The sequence below is a fragment of the Ornithinimicrobium pekingense DSM 21552 genome (assembly GCF_000421185.1).
Classification (GTDB): domain Bacteria; phylum Actinomycetota; class Actinomycetes; order Actinomycetales; family Dermatophilaceae; genus Ornithinicoccus; species Ornithinicoccus pekingensis.
The window spans coordinates 20,971-36,557 of sequence record NZ_ATWJ01000002.1; the positions used below are offsets into that span (position 1 = coordinate 20,971).

The window sequence follows — 15,587 nt, forward strand, 5'->3', positions numbered from 1 at the left end:
TGCGGGTCGGGGTTCTCGTCCACGTCCACGCCGGTCTCGTCGGCGGGCAGGTCGGGGGTCTCGTCGTCAGCCACAGTTCACCTTGGTCTGGTCAGGTCGGTCAGGTATGCAGTCAGTCAGGGGGCTCTGCCCCCCGACCACCCCCCGGCACGCCTACGGCGGAGGGTGGCGGAGTGCCTAGATGTCGAGGAAACGCACGTCCTTGGCGTTGCGCTGGATGAAGCCGCGGCGGGACTCGACGTCCTCGCCCATCAGCACGGCGAAGATCTCGTCCGCCGCGGCGGCGTCGTCGATCGTCACCTGCAGCAGCACACGGGTCTCGGGGTCCATCGTGGTCTCCCACAGCTCCTGCGGGTTCATCTCGCCCAGACCCTTGTAGCGCTGGACACCGGAGTCCTTGGGCAGGCGCCAGCCCTTGGCCGTGCCCTCCTGGATGAGGGCGTCGCGCTCCCGGTCGGAGTAGACGAACTGGTGGTCGGCGTTGGACCACTTGATCCGGTAGAGCGGAGGCTGGGCCAGGTAGACGTAGCCGTGCTCGACGAGGGGGCGCATGAACCGGAAGATCAGCGTCAGCAGCAGCGTGCGGATGTGCATGCCGTCGACGTCGGCGTCGGCCATCAGCACGATCTTGTGGTAGCGCGCCTTGGAGATGTCGAAGTCCTCGCCGATGCCGGTGCCGAAGCCGCTGATCAGCGCCTGCACCTCGAGGTTGGCCAGGATCTTGTCCAGGCGTGCCTTCTCGACGTTGAGGATCTTGCCGCGGATCGGCAGGATCGCCTGGTTGAAGGGGTTGCGCCCGGAGACGGCCGAGCCGCCCGCGGAGTCACCCTCGACGATGAAGACCTCCGAGACGGCCGGGTCCTTGGACTGGCAGTCCTTGAGCTTGCCGGGCAGACCCAGGCTCTCCAGCGGGCCCTTGCGCCGGGTGGCGTCCCGGGCCTTGCGGGCCGCGATGCGGGCCGTCGCCGCGTTGACGGCCTTGCTCACGATCGCCCTGCCCTCGCGCGGGTGCGACTCCAGCCAGGCGCCGAAGCGCTCGGTCATCGCCGCCTGGACGAAGCCCTTCACCTCGGAGTTGCCGAGCTTGGTCTTGGTCTGGCCCTCGAACTGCGGCTCGCCGAGCTTGACGGAGATGACCGCCGTCAGCCCCTCGCGGACGTCGTCGCCGGTGAGGTTGTCGTCCTTGTCCTTGAGCAGCTTGTTGGTGCGGGCGAAGTCGTTGACCAGCCGGGTCAGGGAGGCGCGGAAGCCCTCCTCGTGGGTGCCGCCCTCGTAGGTGTTGATCGCGTTGGCGTAGGTGTGGACCGACTCGCTGTAGGCGGCGGTCCACTGCATCGCGACCTCGAGGCTGAGCTTGCGCGCAGGCTCCTCCAGCTCGAAGGCGATGACGCCCTCGTGGATCGGCTCGGCCCGCTTGCTGCGGTTGATGTGCTTGACGTAGTCGAGGATGCCCTCGTCGTAGCGGTAGCTGACCGCGCGGTCCTTGTCGGCCTGGCCGGCGTCGCTGTCGGTGTCCTCCTCGATGGCCTCCTCGTCCTCGGTGCGCTCGACGGGACGCTCGTCGGTCAGCGAGATCGTCAGGCCCTTGTTGAGGAAGGCCATCTGCTGCAGCCGCGCCCGGAGGGTCTCGAAGTCGAAGACGACGGTGTCGAAGATGTCGGGGCTGGGCCAGAAGGTGATCGTCGTGCCGGTCTCGTCGGCCGGGATCTCCTCGTCCTCGGACAGCGGCGCGAGCGGCACGCCCAGCTCGTAGGCCTGCCGGTAGACGCGGCCCTTCTGCCGGACCTCCACCTCCATCCGGTCCGACAGGGCGTTGACGACCGAGGAGCCGACGCCGTGCAGGCCGCCGGAGACCTTGTAGCCGCCCCCGCCGAACTTGCCGCCGGCGTGCAGCACCGTCAGCACGACCTCGACCGCCGGTCGCTTCTCGACCGGGTGGATGTCGGTGGGGATGCCGCGCCCGTTGTCGACGACCCGGCAGCCGCCGTCGGCCAGCAGGGTCACCTGCACCTGGTCGGCGAAGCCGGCCATCGCCTCGTCCACCGAGTTGTCGACGATCTCGTAGACCAGGTGGTGCAGGCCGCGCTCGCCCGTGGAGCCGATGTACATACCCGGGCGCTTGCGGACCGCCTCGAGGCCCTCGAGGACCTGGATGGCCGAGGCGTCGTAGGCCGGGCTGGTGGCCAGCGACCCAGGGTCTCCCTCGACAGGTGACGCCTCCGGCAGCTCCGGCATCGCGGGCTCGTCAGGGATCTGCGGACCGACCTCAGGCACGGTGCTCCTCGGGTAGGGGGCCTTACGGGGACAACAGGTCGATGTTACCCGTTCAGGGGTCGTAAACCCGCATTCCACGGGCCTTCTGGAGCCGTTTCGTGCCGATCTCGCCGCAGAAGCGGCCCCCGACCCACCCCCTCCACGTCCGAGGGGTCCTCAGGCGCGCAGACCGCCGTCCAGCGACCCGGTCGTCGAGGCGGGCGCCACCCCTCCCGCGGGTCAGCCGTAGGTGTCCCGCGGTCCCCGTCCGCCCGAGGACAGCGGGCCCTTGCGCCAGGACGGGCCCCCGGGTCCGCGCACCACGATCTCGGTGACCACGCCCACGCCGACCTCCTGGTCGATGCGGGCCAGGATCGTGGACAGCAGCAGGCGCATCTGCGTCGCCCAGGCCGTCGAGACCGCCCGCACGGTCAGGACCGTCCCCTCGAAGGCCACCACCTCGACGTTCGCCGCGACCTGGGAGCCGACGATGTCGGCCCAGCGCCCCACGACCGAGCCGACCTGCACGTCGGCGTCCCAGCCGCGGCTGGCCACGAGGCGCTCGACCTCCAGGCCGAGGGGGTGGGGGTCGCGCTTGTCGGGGTCCTTGGGCGGCTGCTGACCGGCGGCCCGGCGTCGCCCGGCCCCCGCCGGCGCCCCGGGGCGCAGCCCGCGCTCCCGTGCGCTGCGGCGCGCCCGGGCCAGCGCGTCGTGCGCGGCGTGCAGCGGGTCGAGCTCCTCGGGGCCGGGCTGGGCGTCGGGGTCCGGGACGTCTCCGGCTGCCTCCGTCGCCTCGTCGGCACCTCCACGCGGCCCCGTCGGGTCGTCAGTCACGGACGCTCACCGAGCCGAGGACGACGTCCAGCACCCGCCCCTCGCTGCCCTCCAGCAGGCGGGCGGGGACGTCCTCGGCGACGGCCGCGGTGACGAGCACCTGCTCGCAGTCGGCGACCAGGTCGGCCAGCCGCTCGCGCCGACCGCTGTCGAGCTCGGCGAAGACGTCGTCCAGGACGAGGACCGGGTCGGTGCCCAGGTCGTGGCGCAGCAGGGAGAAGCCCGCGAGCCGCAGCGCCAGCGCCAGGCTCCACGACTCCCCGTGCGAGGCGTAGCCCTTGGCCGGCAGGTCGCCCAGGCCGAGCAGCAGGTCGTCGCGGTGGGGGCCGACCAGGCTGACGCCCCGCTCCTGCTCCTGCCCGCGCAGCTCCTCCATGGAGCCCAGCATCGCCTGCACGACCTCCTCCTGCTCCGGCACGCCGCCCTCGGCGATCACCTCCGCCGCGACCGTCCCCGACGACAGCGACGACCGGTAGGTCGCCTCGGCCAGGGTGTCGCTGTCGCTGATGGTGGCGTAGGCCTGCGCCAGGTAGGGGCGCAGGTCGCGCAGCAGCCGCAGGCGGGCGTAGACCAGCGCACCGCCGATCTGGGCGAGGTGGGTGTCGAAGACCGCGAGGGTGGCCAGCGCCGAGGCCCGCGCCTCCTCCAGCGTCTCGCCGGGCGCCAGCCGGGGTCCGGCACCGCGGCTGCGCCCCGGCCGGGGCTCGCGCCACAGCGGCGCGGCCGAGCGCAGCAGGGCGTTGCGCTGCTTGAGGGCACGGTCGTAGTCGGCGCGCACCCCCGCCCACCGCGGCTGCCGGGCGACCAGCAGGTCGTCGAGCATCCGGCGCCGTTCGGACGGGTCACCCTTGACCAGCGCCAGGTCCTCGGGGGCGAAGAGGACGGTGCGCAGGCTGCCGAGCACGTCCCGCTGCCGGGTCACCGGGGAGCGGTTGAGCCTGGCCTTGTTGGCCCGGCCCGGCACCACCTCGAGCTCGACGAGGGTCTCGTGCCCCTCGCGCACCACGGTGGCCCGGATGACGGCGCTGTCGGCCCCCGCCCGCACCAGGGGGGCGTCCTGGGCGACCCGGTGGGAGGCCAGCGTGGCCACATACCCCGCCGCCTCCACCAGGTTGGTCTTGCCCTGGCCGTTGCGGCCCAGCAGGACCGTGACTCCCGGGGAGAGCGCGACGTCCGCGGTGGGGTAGCTGCGGAAGTCGGTCAGGGACAGCCGGCTCAGGTGCACGGAGGGAGGGCGGTCAGGGCTCCTGCGCTCACCGGTCGTCGGTGTCGCCGCTGCCCGAGGTGGGGCCGGCGGGGCTCTCCGTCGCGCCGGTGCCCGAGGACGGCCCGGCCTCCGCGGCGGCCGCCTCCTGCTGGGCGCCGTCCGCCTCGTCGTCACCGACCCGGCGCTCGCCGGGCTCGTCGTGCTTGGGCTCGGCGCCGTGGTGGACCTCCACCTGGTCCTCGTCCTTGCTCGAGGCGTCGTCGAGCATTTGGACCGCGTGGCCGCCGAACTGCCCGCGCAGCGCCGCCACGGCCTGCATGGCGGGGGAGTTCTCCTGGCGGGAGGCGAAGCGGGCGAAGAGCGCGGCGCTGATGACCGGCATGGGGACCGCCATCTCGATGGCCTCCTCCACGGTCCAGCGACCCTCGCCGGAGTCGGTGGTGTACTCGCTGATGCCCTCCAGGCCGGGGGTCTCGTCCAGGGCCTTGACGAGCAGGTCGAGCAGCCAGGAGCGCACGACCGTGCCCCGCGTCCAGGCCTGGAAGCAGCCCTTGACGTCCTTGACGATGTCCTTGGCCGTCAGCAGCTCGAAGCCCTCGGCGTAGGCGTGCATCAGGCCGTACTCGATGCCGTTGTGGACCATCTTGGCGTAGTGGCCGGCGCCGACGTCGCCGGCGTGCACGAAGCCCTCCTCGCGCGGGCCCTCGGGGCGCAGCGCGTCGAAGACGGGCATGGCCATCTCGACGTGCTCGGGCCGGCCACCACACATCAGGCCGTAGCCGTTCTCCAGCCCCCAGATGCCGCCGGAGACACCGCAGTCGACGTAGCCGATGCCCTTGGGCTCCAGGATCGCGTCGAGCTCGGCGTCCTCGGAGAAGTGGCTGTTGCCCCCCTCGATGACGAGGTCCCCCTCGTCCATCAGGTCGCCGAGCTCCTCGACCGTGCTGCGGGTCGGCTTGCCGTGCGGCACCATCACCCACACCACCCGCGGCGGCTCCAGCGCCTCGACGAGCGCCTGGACGGAGTCGACGTCACGCAGGTCCTCGTCCAGGTCGAAGCCGACGACCTCGTGCCCGGCCCTCGCCAGGCGCTCCTTCATGTTGCCGCCCATCTTGCCCAGGCCGATCATCCCGATCTTCATCGCGTCTCCTCGTCTCGGTGGTGTGGCGGACGGCTCGTGCGGTGCGGGTCCGGACCTCCGGGCGGTGCCGGTCGGGCCGCCCCCGTCCCAGCCGGCCAGGTCAGCCGGCGAAGCGCACGGGCATCAGGACGTAACGGTAGGACTCGTCGGACTCCCCGTCGATCTCAGCCTGCCCGGAGAGCACCGCCGGCCGCGAGGGCTGGGTGAAGGCGAGGCGCGCGAACGGGGCGTTGAGCACGCCGAGCCCGTCGAGCAGGAACTGGGGGTTGAACGCGATCTCGACCTCGGGCCCGGTGAGCGAGGCCTCCACCGCCTCGCTGCCCTGGGCGTCGTCGCCCGTGCCCGCCTCGATCGCCAGCTGGCCGTCGGTGAAGCGCAGGCGCACCGGGGTGTTGCGCTCGGCCACGAGGGCGACGCGGCGCACCGCCTCGATGAGGGCCTGGGTGTCGACGACGGCGACCGTGTCGACCGAGGACGGGAAGATCGAGGTCACCTTGGGGTACTCGCCGTCGAGCAGGCGCGTGGTGGTGCGTCGTTGCCCGGCCTCGAAGCCCACCAGGCCGTCGGAGCGCTGCGCGTCGCCGAAGGAGACGTTGACGGAGGCCGCGGCCCCGAGCGCCTTGGCCGTCTCCGACAGCGTCCGGGCGGGGATCAGGCACACGTGGCTCGCGTCGGAGGAACCGGGGTTCCAGGTCAGCTCGCGCATCGCCAGCCGGTAGCGGTCGGTGGCCAGCAGGGTGACCTTCTCCCCGTCGATCTCCACCCGCACACCGGTGAGGATCGGCAGGGTGTCACCGCGGTCGGCCGCGATCGAGACCTGGTGCACGGCCTGGGTGAAGGTGTCGCCGGCCATGCTGCCGCTCGCCTCGGCCTGGGTCGGCAGCTGCGGGTAGTCCGACACGGGCATCTGGATCAGGGCGAAGCGGCTCGAGCCGCAGGTGAGCTGGACCTTCGCGCCGTCGGTCGACACCTCGACCGGACGTGCGGGCAGGTTGCGGGCGATGTCAGCCAGCAGGCGGCCCAGCACGAGCACCTGGCCGCCCACGGCGACGTCGGCCTCGACCGTCACCGTGGCCGATACCTCGTAGTCGTAGGCCGACAGCGTCAGCGTGCCCTCCTCGTCCGCGGTGAGCAGGACGCCGGCCAGGACCGGGACGGGAGGACGGTTGCTGAGCCCACGGACCACCCAGGCCACAGCCTCGGACAGGACATCGCGCTCGACGCGAAACTTCACGACAGTGTGCCTCTCGGCTCGATCGGGACGACAACGGGCGCGATCTCGCCGGGGGCGACGCGCGGGGTGAGCAGCATGTCATGAGTTCTGCTGCACAGTCCATCGTGGGTGTCGGTCGCCGGGAGGTCGCGTGCCGCCAACTCTGCCATGCCCCGTTCGCCGGGCACCGAGCTGTCCCCAGGGACGTGGGACGAGATCTCTGTCGTAGAGGGTCTCGTCGTCATCATCGGGGGTGTGGACACTGTGGAGGAAGGTCCCTCCGCAGGTCTTCCGCGCAGGTCCGGGCACCTGCGGCCCCGGTCGGCGCCTGTGCACGCGGGGTGGACAGGGCTGGGGGCCGAGCAGGCCCGGCTGTGGACGCTCCGGGTCCGTCCACACCCGTCTTGCGCCTCGGCCCCTGCTCGTCCCCAGGCACGGCGCCACCGTCCGCAGGTTGTCCACAGGTCGTCCTCAGGGGTACGGGGCGTGACGGAAGTGGCCCGAGGGTGGTGGAGAGCAGCAGATGAACGCACGGTGACAACCCACAGGGCCGTCCACAGCCTGTGGACAACCGAGAGTGGATCGGGCTCGCGGCGCTCCGCGGGCTCGCGGTCAGCGCGCGGACGCCTTGCGGATGATGCCGGTGAGCTCGGTGATCTGGTCGTAGAGCGCGCGTCGCTCGCCGATGAGCTGGCGGATCTTGCGCTCGGCGTGCATCACCGTGGTGTGGTCACGACCTCCGAACTCCTGGCCGATCTTGGGCAGGGAGAGGTCGGTCAGCTCGCGGCACAGGTACATCGCGATCTGGCGGGCGTTGACGAGCGTGCGCGAGCGGGAGGTGCCGCACAGGTCGTCGTTGCTGATCTGGAAGTAGTCGGCGACCTCGGCCATGATCGTCGGCACGGTGATCGCCGCCGACTCGCTGTTGGGGATGATGTCCTTGAGCACGTGCGAGGCCAGGGCGGCGTCCGGCGGCGTGCTGGACAGCGACGCGAACGCGGTGACGCGGATCAGCGCCCCCTCCAGCTCGCGGATGTTGGTGCTGATCTTGCTGCCGATGAGCTCGAGCACCTCGTCGGGCAGCTGCATACCCTCCTGCGCCGCCTTCTTCTTCAGGATGGCGATGCGCGTCTCGAGGTCGGGGGGCTGGACGTCGGTGAGCAGCCCCCACTCGAAGCGGCTGCGCATGCGCTCGGCGAAGCCCGACAGCCGCTTGGGCGGCTGGTCGGAGGTGATGACGACCTGCTTCTCGCTGTTGTGCAGGGTGTTGAAGGTGTGGAAGAACTCCTCGACCGTCTGCTCCTTGCCCTGCAGGAACTGGATGTCGTCGACGAGCAGGAAGTCCACGTTGCGGTAGCGGCGCTGGAAGGCGCCCGCCTTGTCGTCGCGGATGCTGTTGATGAAGTCGTTGGTGAACTCCTCGGAGTTCACGTAGCGCACCCGGACGCCGGGGTAGAGGCTGCGGGCGTAGTGCCCGATCGCGTGCAGCAGGTGCGTCTTGCCCAGCCCCGACTCGCCGTAGATGAACAGCGGGTTGTAGGCGCGGGCCGGTGACTCGGCGACCGCCAGCGAGGCGGCGTGGGCGAAGCGGTTGGAGGAGCCGGAGACGAAGGTGTCGAAGGTGTACTTCGGGTTGAGCCGGGCGTCCTCGGCGCTCGCCGTCTGCACCGCACCCGAGGGCGTCCGGTGCCCGTCGGACCGCGGCTCACCGGGTCCGGCACCGTTGGACCGGTATGGGGTGCGGTCCGGGTCGGAGGGCACCTGCTCGGTCACGGCCGGCCCCGGGGCGGGGTCACCCTCGTCCTCCACCTGGCGGCGCAGGTCCTCGTCGACGGTGATCGCCAGGCGGACGTCGTGGCCCAGCTCGCCGGCGAGGGCGTCGACGATGGGCTGACGCAAGGTCGTCTCGAGCGTCTCCTTGGTGTGCTGGTAGGGCACGGCGAGCAGAGCGGTGGTGTCGAGGAGACCGACGAGCTGCGTCAGGCGGAGGAAGGCACGGTCACGAGCCGTGACGCCCTGCGACTCCAGCTGGGAGACAACCCGTTGCCACACCTCGGCAGACTCGGCCGGGGACTGCGAGGTCACGAACTGCTCATCCCCCTCGTCTGGGCCGGCACGTACAGTTGTCCACAGAGTTGTCCACAGACTGTGGACGAACCGGTGGAAAAGGGTCGAAGCGGCGACGCTAACAGCACCCGTGAGCCTCCGGCAAGTACCTCTCTGGGATCCGGGACGTCATTCTTGCACCACCTCGGCGTGTCTGCCTCGACGGGGGTGCGGGTTGGGCGATGCTGGAGCGTTGGCCGCACGGTCGACGCTCCGGGATCCCGGGTTTGACCGTGGGGCGGGGCTCCCGTACCTTGGGACGAGGCCTTTTCGGCCGCTTTCGCCTGCCCACGGGTGCACCGGACCGGGGGACCGAGCCCCGTGCCGGCCCGCCGCCATCCGATCCGCGCGTGTGGGCTTTCGTTGGCGGCCGAAGTCGCACCGGTCACGTCGCTGCGCCGCAGCGTGCTGACCGTCCTGATCCACGGACCGTCCCCGTCGGTCCCCGTCACCGGAGTACCAGCAATGAGCAAGCGTACGTTCCAGCCGAACAACCGTCGCCGCGCCAAGAAGCACGGCTTCCGCCTGCGGATGCGCACCCGCGCGGGCCGCGCCATCCTGGCCGCCCGCCGTCGCAAGGGCCGCTCCTCCGTCTCCGCCTGACCCGCGGCCGCCTCCGGCAGCCGCCATGCTCCCCCGTCGCCACCGCCTGACGCGCCCGGACGACTACCGCGCCGTGCTGCGTGGAGGTCGGCAGCGCCGGCGACGGGCGGGCACCGACCTGCTGGTCGTGCACGCGGCCCTGCCTGACGGCCCCGCAGCACCCGAGCCCACGCGCCGTCCCCCGCGCGTGGGTTTCGTGGTGTCCAGGGCGGTGGGCGGCTCGGTCGTCCGGCACCGGGTCGTGCGGCGCCTGCGGGCGCTCGTGAGCGACCGTCTCGGGTCCCTCCCCGAGGGGACCGACGTGGTGGTCCGGGCCCAGCCCGCCGCGGCGGGCGCCAGCTCGGCCGCCCTGGGGCAGGCGCTGGACCACGCTCTCGCCCGGGTGCTCGGGCGCTCCGGGAGTGACCGGTGACCCGCACCGCCGGCCACCGGCACGACGACCTGCGCGACGTGCACCGTGGCGGCGTCCCGGAGGGCGAGCGGCGCAGCCCGAGCGCGGTGCCGCTCGTGTGGCTGGTCCAGCTCTACCAGCGCACCCTCTCCCCGCTGCTGGGGCCCGTGTGCCGCTACTACCCGTCCTGCTCGGCATACTCGGTGACGGCGCTCGAGCGCTTCGGTCCGCTGCGCGGCAGCTGGCTCACCGTGCGCCGCCTGCTGCGCTGCAACCCCTTCTCCCGCGGGGGCGTCGACCACGTGCCGCCGCCTGCGGACCGGGTTGCCGGCGCACGCCATACCCACGACCACGTCGGAGAGAGCCTGCCGCAGGGCAGCGCGACGACCGACAACACCCGGTGAGCCCCGCTCGCCGCCGACCCTGAGGACTCCATGGGTTTCTTCGACACGATCCTCTTCCCCTTCATCTGGTTCGACTCGGCGATCCTCGTCGGCTTCGAGTGGCTGCTGACCCGGCTGGGCATGCCGGACACGAGCGGGTGGACCTGGGTCCTGGCGATCATCGGCCTGGTCATCACGCTGCGCGCCCTGCTGACGCCGTTGATGATCAAGCAGATCAAGAGCCAGCGCCGACTGCAGATGGTCCAGCCCGAGCTGGCCAAGATCCAGGCCAAGTACAAGGGCAAGAAGGACCAGGCCTCCCAGAAGGCGTTCCAGGAGGAGACCTTCGGGCTCTACCGCGAGGCCGGGGCCAACCCGTTCAGCGCGTGCCTGCCGATCCTCATCCAGATGCCGTTCTTCTTCGCCCTCTTCCGGTTGCTCAACAGCGCCGAGGCCGTCTCGGAGGGGCGGGCCGAGCCGCTGGGACTGTTCTCCTTCGAGCTGGCCACCAAGATGGCCGAGTCCGACATCCTCGGCGCCGGGCTGACCTCCACCTTCCTGCACGACTCGGACCTGTCGGCCAAGATCCTCTCGGCCGTGCTCATCGTGGTCATGTCCTTCACGCAGTTCATCACCAGCCACCAGCTGATGCGTCAGAACATGTCGCCGGAGGCGCTCAACAGCCCGATGGCCAAGCAGCAGCAGATGCTGATCTACATCCTGCCGGTCGTGTTCGCCGTGACCGGCGTGAACTTCCCGGTGGCGCTGCTCATCTACTGGACCGTCAGCAACTTCTGGACGATGGGCCAGCAGTTCTTCGTGATCCGCAACATGCCGGCCCCCGGGTCCCCGGCGGAGCAGAAGTACCGCGAGCGGATGGCGCGCAAGGGGCGGGACGCCTCCGGCATCCAGCTGAAGAACCCGAACCTGCTGAAGGAGCGCCAGGGCGCCGCGGAGCAGGCGGCCGCCGTGGAGCGGGCCGGGGGCCAGCGGGTCCAGCCCAAGAGCAAGAAGCGCGCCAAGAAGCGCTGACCAGACCTCGCCCGGCATCGCCTGGGCATCCTGCCGTCAGTGCCGGCACAGCCGGCCACCCTCGAGGAGACAGACATGAGCACGACCCCAGACAGCACCACCCGCACCGACGTCGACGACCAGGGCCTGCCCGCGCAGGAGGCTGTCGACGCGCCGACAACCGACGAGGGGGCGGGCGAGACCAACGAGGGTCTCCAGGCCGACGGTGTCGACGCGAGCCAGCCGGTCCAGGACGACGCACCGGCGCGCGAGGAGGACGCACCGGCCTCCGACGGTCGCAACCGCACCGAGGACCTGGTGCGGGAGGGGGAGATCGCGGCCGACTTCCTGGAGGCGCTCCTCGACATCGCCGACCTCGCGGGAGACCTCGAGGTGGACATCGAGGGCAACCGGGCGGCCGTGGCCATCGTCGACTCCGAGGACGGCACCGCTCCCCGGCGGCTCGTGGGTCCCGGGGGCTCGGTCCTCGACGCCCTCCAGGAGCTGACGCGGCTGGCTGTCCAGGCCGAGACGGGTGAGCGCAGCCGGCTGATGCTGGACGTCGCGGGTTACCGCTCGGACCGGCGCACCGCCCTCGTCAAGGCGGCGAGGAGCGCGATCGCCGAGGTCAAGGAGTCGGGCACTGCGCGGGAGCTGGAGCCGATGACGGCCTTCGAGCGCAAGGTGGTCCACGACGAGGTCCTCGCGGCCGGGCTGCACTCGGAGTCCGAGGGCGCGGAGCCCGCGCGCTACGTCGTCATCCAGCCCTCCGCCTGAGGGCCGGACCGGGATGACCCCCACCACGGCCCGCACGACGGCGTGACCGACGTCCCGCCTCCCGCCTCTGCGGCACCGCCGCCGCCTGCCGAGGCGGTGGACGTCTTCGGGGCGCAGCTCCCCCTCGCCCAGCGGTATGCCGACCTGCTGGCGACGACGGGGATCGCGCACGGCCTCGTGGGGCCGCGGGAGGCGCCGCGGCTGTGGGAGCGCCACCTGGTCAACTGCGCGGTCATGGAGTCGTTGCTGCCGGCCGGTGAGACCGTGATCGACATCGGCTCCGGCGCCGGGCTTCCCGGCCTCGTGCTGGCCGTGGCGCGACCTGACCTGTCCGTGCACCTCGTGGAGCCGCTGCTGCGCCGCACGAATTGGTTGCACGGCACGATCGAGCAGCTCGGCCTCGACAACGTGGTCGTGCACCGGGGTCGGGCTGAGGAGGTGGACCTGAGCGCGCCGGTGGTCACGGCGCGCGCCGTGGCGTCTCTGGACAAGCTCATCCGCTGGTCCTTCCCCCTCCTGACACCGGGTGGGCGCCTGCTCGCGCTCAAGGGCGGATCCGCGCAGGAGGAGCTGGACGGCGTCGCCCCGCTGCTGCGCCGGGCAGGGGTCGAGGTGTCGACGGTGCACCTGGTGGGCGAGGGCCGCGTCAGCGAGCCGGTGCGGGTCGTCGAGATCGTGCGCCCGGCGCAGGTGGCCGATCCCGCCCGGCCCGACGGGCGAGGGTCGGGTGGTGGCCGCCGGGCGCGCGGGAGCGGGCACCGACGAGGTGGTCGACGACGGGCAGGCTCCTCCCGGGACGACGCCTGAGACACGGGCCGGGCCGCGTTGGGATAGCGGGAGGCCATCAGGGATGATGGGGACCTCATGACTACGACGCACCGAGGGTCCCTGGGGTGGCCAGGACCACGCTCCGCCTCTCCTGGCTCGTTGACCACGACGAGCCCACGTTCCGCACTCGGATGGCCCGAGCATCCGGCCGCCGAGGGCGGGGTCGGCTGGTCCGACGTGAGCGAGAGCGGGTCGGTTTCCCGTGAAACGTCGACACCGTCCTCGGTGCCGGGAGCATCGGGGGAGGATCCTGCGGTGGAGGAAGGCGATGACCCGGAGTGGGCCAGCGTCGGGCGCGGCGTTTCCCGTGAAACACGAGGCACGCTCGATGTGTCCTCCCCGGGGGTGAGGAGCCTGAACGGCGACGGGGGTCCACGCCGGACGACCGTTGTTTCCCGTGAAACGTCCGTCGCCGAGACAGGGGCGGAGACGCAGGCCGTGGTCTCCCCGGTCCCGGAACAGGAGCCGGAGACCACGCACGGGTGGTCCGGGACGCGCATCATGACGGTGGCCAACCAGAAGGGCGGCGTCGGCAAGACCACCTCGACGGTCAACATCGCGGCTGCGATGGCCCGGGCCGGGCTGCGCGTGCTCGTGATCGACATGGACCCGCAGGGCAACGCGAGCACGGCCCTGAGCATCCCGCACCTGAGCGGGACCCTCGGCATCTACGACGTCCTGCTCGACGGTGTGCCGCTGGAGGACGTCGTCGTGGAGAGCCCGCACGTCCCTGGCCTGCTGGGTGCGCCCGCCACGATCGACCTGGCGGGTGCGGAGATCGAGCTGGTGCCCCTGGTGGCGCGGGAGAACCGGCTGCGACGGGCGCTCGACGCCTATCTCGACAGCCGGCCGGCGGGGCAGGCCGTCGACCTGGTGCTCATCGACTGCCCGCCGAGCCTGGGACTCCTCACCGTCAACGCCTTCTGCGCCGCGCGCGAGGTCCTGATCCCCATCCAGTGCGAGTACTACGCCCTGGAGGGACTGAGCCAGCTGCTCAAGAACGTCGAGCTGATCCAGCAGCACCTCAACAGCGAGCTGAGGATCACGACGGTCCTGCTGACGATGTTCGACGCCCGCACCCGGCTGTCGGCCGACGTGGCCGGGCAGGTCCGGGACTACTTCGGGCCCCGGGTGCTCCGCGCGGCGATCCCCCGGTCGGTGCGGATCAGCGAGGCCCCGAGCCATGGGGAGACCGTCATCACCTACGACCCGACGAGCACGGGCGCCCTGTCCTATGTCGAGGCTGCCGCGGAGATGCGGCAGCACCAGGAGGTAGCAGTATGAGTGAACGTCGACGTGGGCTAGGGCGGGGGCTCGGCGCGCTGATCCCTACGGCGCCGAGCGGCGAGCGTCCGGCAGACGTGTTCTTCCCGCGTACGGACGGTGACGGCACCACCCGCGCCGTGGACGTGGAGGAGCGACCGGGTGACCGTTTCACGGGAAACGGTGCCGCAGACTTCTTCCCCGGTCCCGCGGTGGACCGTTTCACGGGAAACCGGGCGGACGAGGAGGACCAGACGCAGACCCAGGCACCGGGTGAGGGCCTGGGAGACGGGACGATCTCGACGGCAGACCTGCCGGAGGGACTGGCGCCGGTCCCCGGAGCCACCTTTGCCGAGGTGCCGGTCGCGGCCATCCGCCCCAACCCCAAGCAGCCGCGCCAGGTGTTCGACGAGGACGACCTCGCCGAGCTCGTGGCCAGCATCGCCGAGCTGGGAGTGCTGCAGCCGGTCGTCGTGCGTCCTGTACCTCCCGAGGAGGCCGAGCCGGGTGGGCCGCTCTACGAGCTCGTCATGGGCGAGCGGCGGCTCCGCGCGTCCAGGGAGGCCGGCCGCGAGACGGTCCCGGCCATCGTGCGCAGCACCGGTGACGAGCACATGCTGCGGGACGCGTTGCTGGAGAACCTGCACCGGGCCCAGCTCAACCCTCTCGAGGAGGCCGCTGCCTACCAGCAGCTCCTGGAGGACTTCGGCTGCACCCACGAAGAGCTGGCCGGCCGGATCGGCCGCTCCCGTCCGCAGATCTCGAACATGATCCGGCTGCTCAAGCTCCCGCCGCTGGTCCAGCGGCGGGTGGCCTCCGGGGTCCTGACGGCTGGGCACGCGCGTGCGCTGCTGGGGCTGCAGGACGGCGCGGCGATGGAGCGCCTCGCCCAGCGCATCGTGGCCGAGGGTCTGTCGGTGCGCACGGTCGAGGAGATCGTGCTGCTGGGCGAGGACGACGCCCCGGCGCCCCGACGGGGCGGTGGACGTCCCGCTCCCACGCCGGAGCTGCAGCAGGTGGCCACCGACCTGTCCGAGCGGCTGGACACCCGCGTCCAGGTCACCATGGGTCGTCGCAAGGGCAAGATCACTGTCGAGTTCGCAGGTCAGGACGACCTGCACCGCATCCTGGGGGCGCTCGCCGGCGAGTGACACCGGCGTGGTTCTCCACAGAAACGAGACCAGCCGTCCACAGGGTTGTGGATAACCCGTGTGGACGGCTGGTGACCGTCTGCCGTGATGCGGCTCAGCCGGTGAACTGCTCCAGCTCCTGCGCGAGCTTCTTCTTCGGCAGGGCACCGACGAGGGTCTTGACGACCTCTCCGCCGGAGTAGACGTTCATCGTGGGGATGCCCGTGATGCCGTAGGCCTGGGTGGTCTGCGGGTTCTCGTCGGTGTTGAGCTTGACGACCTTGAGCTTGTCGCCCCACTCCTCGGACAGCTCCTCGAGGATCGGGCCGACCATCTTGCAGGGGCCGCACCAGGGGGCCCAGAAGTCGACCAGCACCGGGCCGTCGTGCTGCAGGACGTCCTCGGTGAACGTCGCATCGGTGGTCTGGCTGGTTGCCATGGGGTGTT

The 15,587-nt window shown here is 71.5% G+C and carries 15 protein-coding genes; 8 read left to right on the plus strand and 7 right to left on the minus strand.

The window, feature by feature from the left end; translation table 11 throughout:
- Positions 1–177: 177 nt before the first annotated feature.
- The 6 genes from gyrB to dnaA form a co-directional block, all read right to left on the minus strand.
- Positions 178–2,235 carry a DNA topoisomerase (ATP-hydrolyzing) subunit B gene (gene gyrB, locus K330_RS0101275; RefSeq protein ID WP_029202184.1) on the minus strand — a complete coding sequence of 686 codons (2,058 nt, stop codon included), beginning with the start codon at positions 2,233–2,235 and terminating at the stop codon, positions 178–180.
- 258 nt (positions 2,236–2,493) lie between these two features.
- Positions 2,494–3,087, minus strand: coding sequence for a DciA family protein (locus K330_RS0101280; RefSeq protein WP_022920044.1), 594 nt, complete (start codon positions 3,085–3,087; stop codon positions 2,494–2,496).
- Complete coding sequence (locus K330_RS0101285) at positions 3,080–4,312, minus strand: DNA replication/repair protein RecF (RefSeq protein ID WP_022920045.1); 1,233 nt, start codon at positions 4,310–4,312, stop codon at positions 3,080–3,082. The genes K330_RS0101280 and K330_RS0101285 overlap by 8 nt, the downstream gene beginning before the upstream one ends.
- Before the next feature lie 28 nt (positions 4,313–4,340).
- Complete coding sequence (gene gnd, locus K330_RS0101290; protein ID WP_022920046.1) at positions 4,341–5,435, minus strand: phosphogluconate dehydrogenase (NAD(+)-dependent, decarboxylating); 1,095 nt, start codon at positions 5,433–5,435, stop codon at positions 4,341–4,343.
- Between the two features lie 100 nt (positions 5,436–5,535).
- Positions 5,536–6,669: a DNA polymerase III subunit beta gene (gene dnaN / locus K330_RS0101295; protein ID WP_022920047.1), complete on the minus strand. Its 1,134-nt coding sequence runs from the start codon at positions 6,667–6,669 to the stop codon at positions 5,536–5,538.
- 591 nt (positions 6,670–7,260) lie between these two features.
- Positions 7,261–8,733, minus strand: a complete 1,473-nt coding sequence (gene dnaA, locus K330_RS0101305) for a chromosomal replication initiator protein DnaA (RefSeq protein ID WP_022920049.1) — start codon at positions 8,731–8,733, stop codon at positions 7,261–7,263.
- Positions 8,734–9,219: 486 nt separating this feature from the next.
- Between dnaA and rpmH the strand changes: the two genes are divergently transcribed.
- From rpmH to K330_RS0101345, 8 genes are all read left to right on the plus strand, one after another.
- Positions 9,220–9,357: a 50S ribosomal protein L34 gene (gene rpmH, locus K330_RS0101310; protein ID WP_022920050.1), complete on the plus strand. Its 138-nt coding sequence runs from the start codon at positions 9,220–9,222 to the stop codon at positions 9,355–9,357.
- A gap of 25 nt (positions 9,358–9,382) precedes the next feature.
- Positions 9,383–9,769 (plus strand): ribonuclease P protein component, encoded by a 387-nt coding sequence (gene rnpA / locus K330_RS0101315; protein ID WP_022920051.1) that lies wholly within the window; start codon positions 9,383–9,385, stop codon positions 9,767–9,769.
- Positions 9,766–10,152, plus strand: a complete 387-nt coding sequence (gene yidD, locus K330_RS18345; RefSeq protein WP_022920052.1) for a membrane protein insertion efficiency factor YidD — start codon at positions 9,766–9,768, stop codon at positions 10,150–10,152. The genes rnpA and yidD overlap by 4 nt, the downstream gene beginning before the upstream one ends.
- Positions 10,153–10,182: 30 nt before the next feature.
- Positions 10,183–11,163: a membrane protein insertase YidC gene (yidC, locus tag K330_RS0101325; RefSeq protein ID WP_022920053.1), complete on the plus strand. Its 981-nt coding sequence runs from the start codon at positions 10,183–10,185 to the stop codon at positions 11,161–11,163.
- A gap of 75 nt (positions 11,164–11,238) precedes the next feature.
- Entirely contained in the window at positions 11,239–11,919 is a 681-nt protein-coding gene (locus tag K330_RS18350; protein ID WP_022920054.1) for a Jag family protein, read from the plus strand.
- Positions 11,920–11,961: 42 nt separating this feature from the next.
- A complete protein-coding gene (rsmG, locus tag K330_RS18355; protein ID WP_022920055.1) occupies positions 11,962–12,726 on the plus strand; it encodes a 16S rRNA (guanine(527)-N(7))-methyltransferase RsmG in 765 nt (254 codons plus the stop codon).
- Between the two features lie 198 nt (positions 12,727–12,924).
- Positions 12,925–14,031, plus strand: coding sequence for a ParA family protein (locus K330_RS0101340; RefSeq protein WP_420329249.1), 1,107 nt, complete (start codon positions 12,925–12,927; stop codon positions 14,029–14,031).
- Positions 14,028–15,161, plus strand: a complete 1,134-nt coding sequence (locus K330_RS0101345) for a ParB/RepB/Spo0J family partition protein (RefSeq protein WP_022920057.1) — start codon at positions 14,028–14,030, stop codon at positions 15,159–15,161. Before K330_RS0101340 ends, K330_RS0101345 begins: the two co-directional genes overlap by 4 nt.
- A 94-nt stretch (positions 15,162–15,255) precedes the next feature.
- Here K330_RS0101345 and trxA read toward each other — a convergent pair whose 3' ends face one another.
- Positions 15,256–15,579: a thioredoxin gene (trxA, locus tag K330_RS0101350; RefSeq protein ID WP_022920058.1), complete on the minus strand. Its 324-nt coding sequence runs from the start codon at positions 15,577–15,579 to the stop codon at positions 15,256–15,258.
- Between the last annotated feature and the right edge of the window lie 8 nt (positions 15,580–15,587).

Excerpts from the sequence above, each read along its gene's own strand:
- rnpA (WP_022920051.1), top strand. The coding sequence starts at position 9,383 with ATGCTCCCCCGTCGCCACCGCCTGACGCGCCCGGACGACTACCGCGCC.
- trxA (WP_022920058.1), bottom strand. The coding sequence starts at position 15,579 with ATGGCAACCAGCCAGACCACCGATGCGACGTTCACCGAGGACGTCCTG.
- yidC (WP_022920053.1), top strand. The coding sequence starts at position 10,183 with ATGGGTTTCTTCGACACGATCCTCTTCCCCTTCATCTGGTTCGACTCG.
- rpmH (WP_022920050.1), top strand. The coding sequence starts at position 9,220 with ATGAGCAAGCGTACGTTCCAGCCGAACAACCGTCGCCGCGCCAAGAAG.
- gnd (WP_022920046.1), bottom strand. The coding sequence starts at position 5,435 with ATGAAGATCGGGATGATCGGCCTGGGCAAGATGGGCGGCAACATGAAG.
- K330_RS18350 (WP_022920054.1), top strand. The coding sequence starts at position 11,239 with ATGAGCACGACCCCAGACAGCACCACCCGCACCGACGTCGACGACCAG.
- K330_RS0101345 (WP_022920057.1), top strand. The coding sequence starts at position 14,028 with ATGAGTGAACGTCGACGTGGGCTAGGGCGGGGGCTCGGCGCGCTGATC.
- gyrB (WP_029202184.1), bottom strand. The coding sequence starts at position 2,235 with ATGCCGGAGCTGCCGGAGGCGTCACCTGTCGAGGGAGACCCTGGGTCG.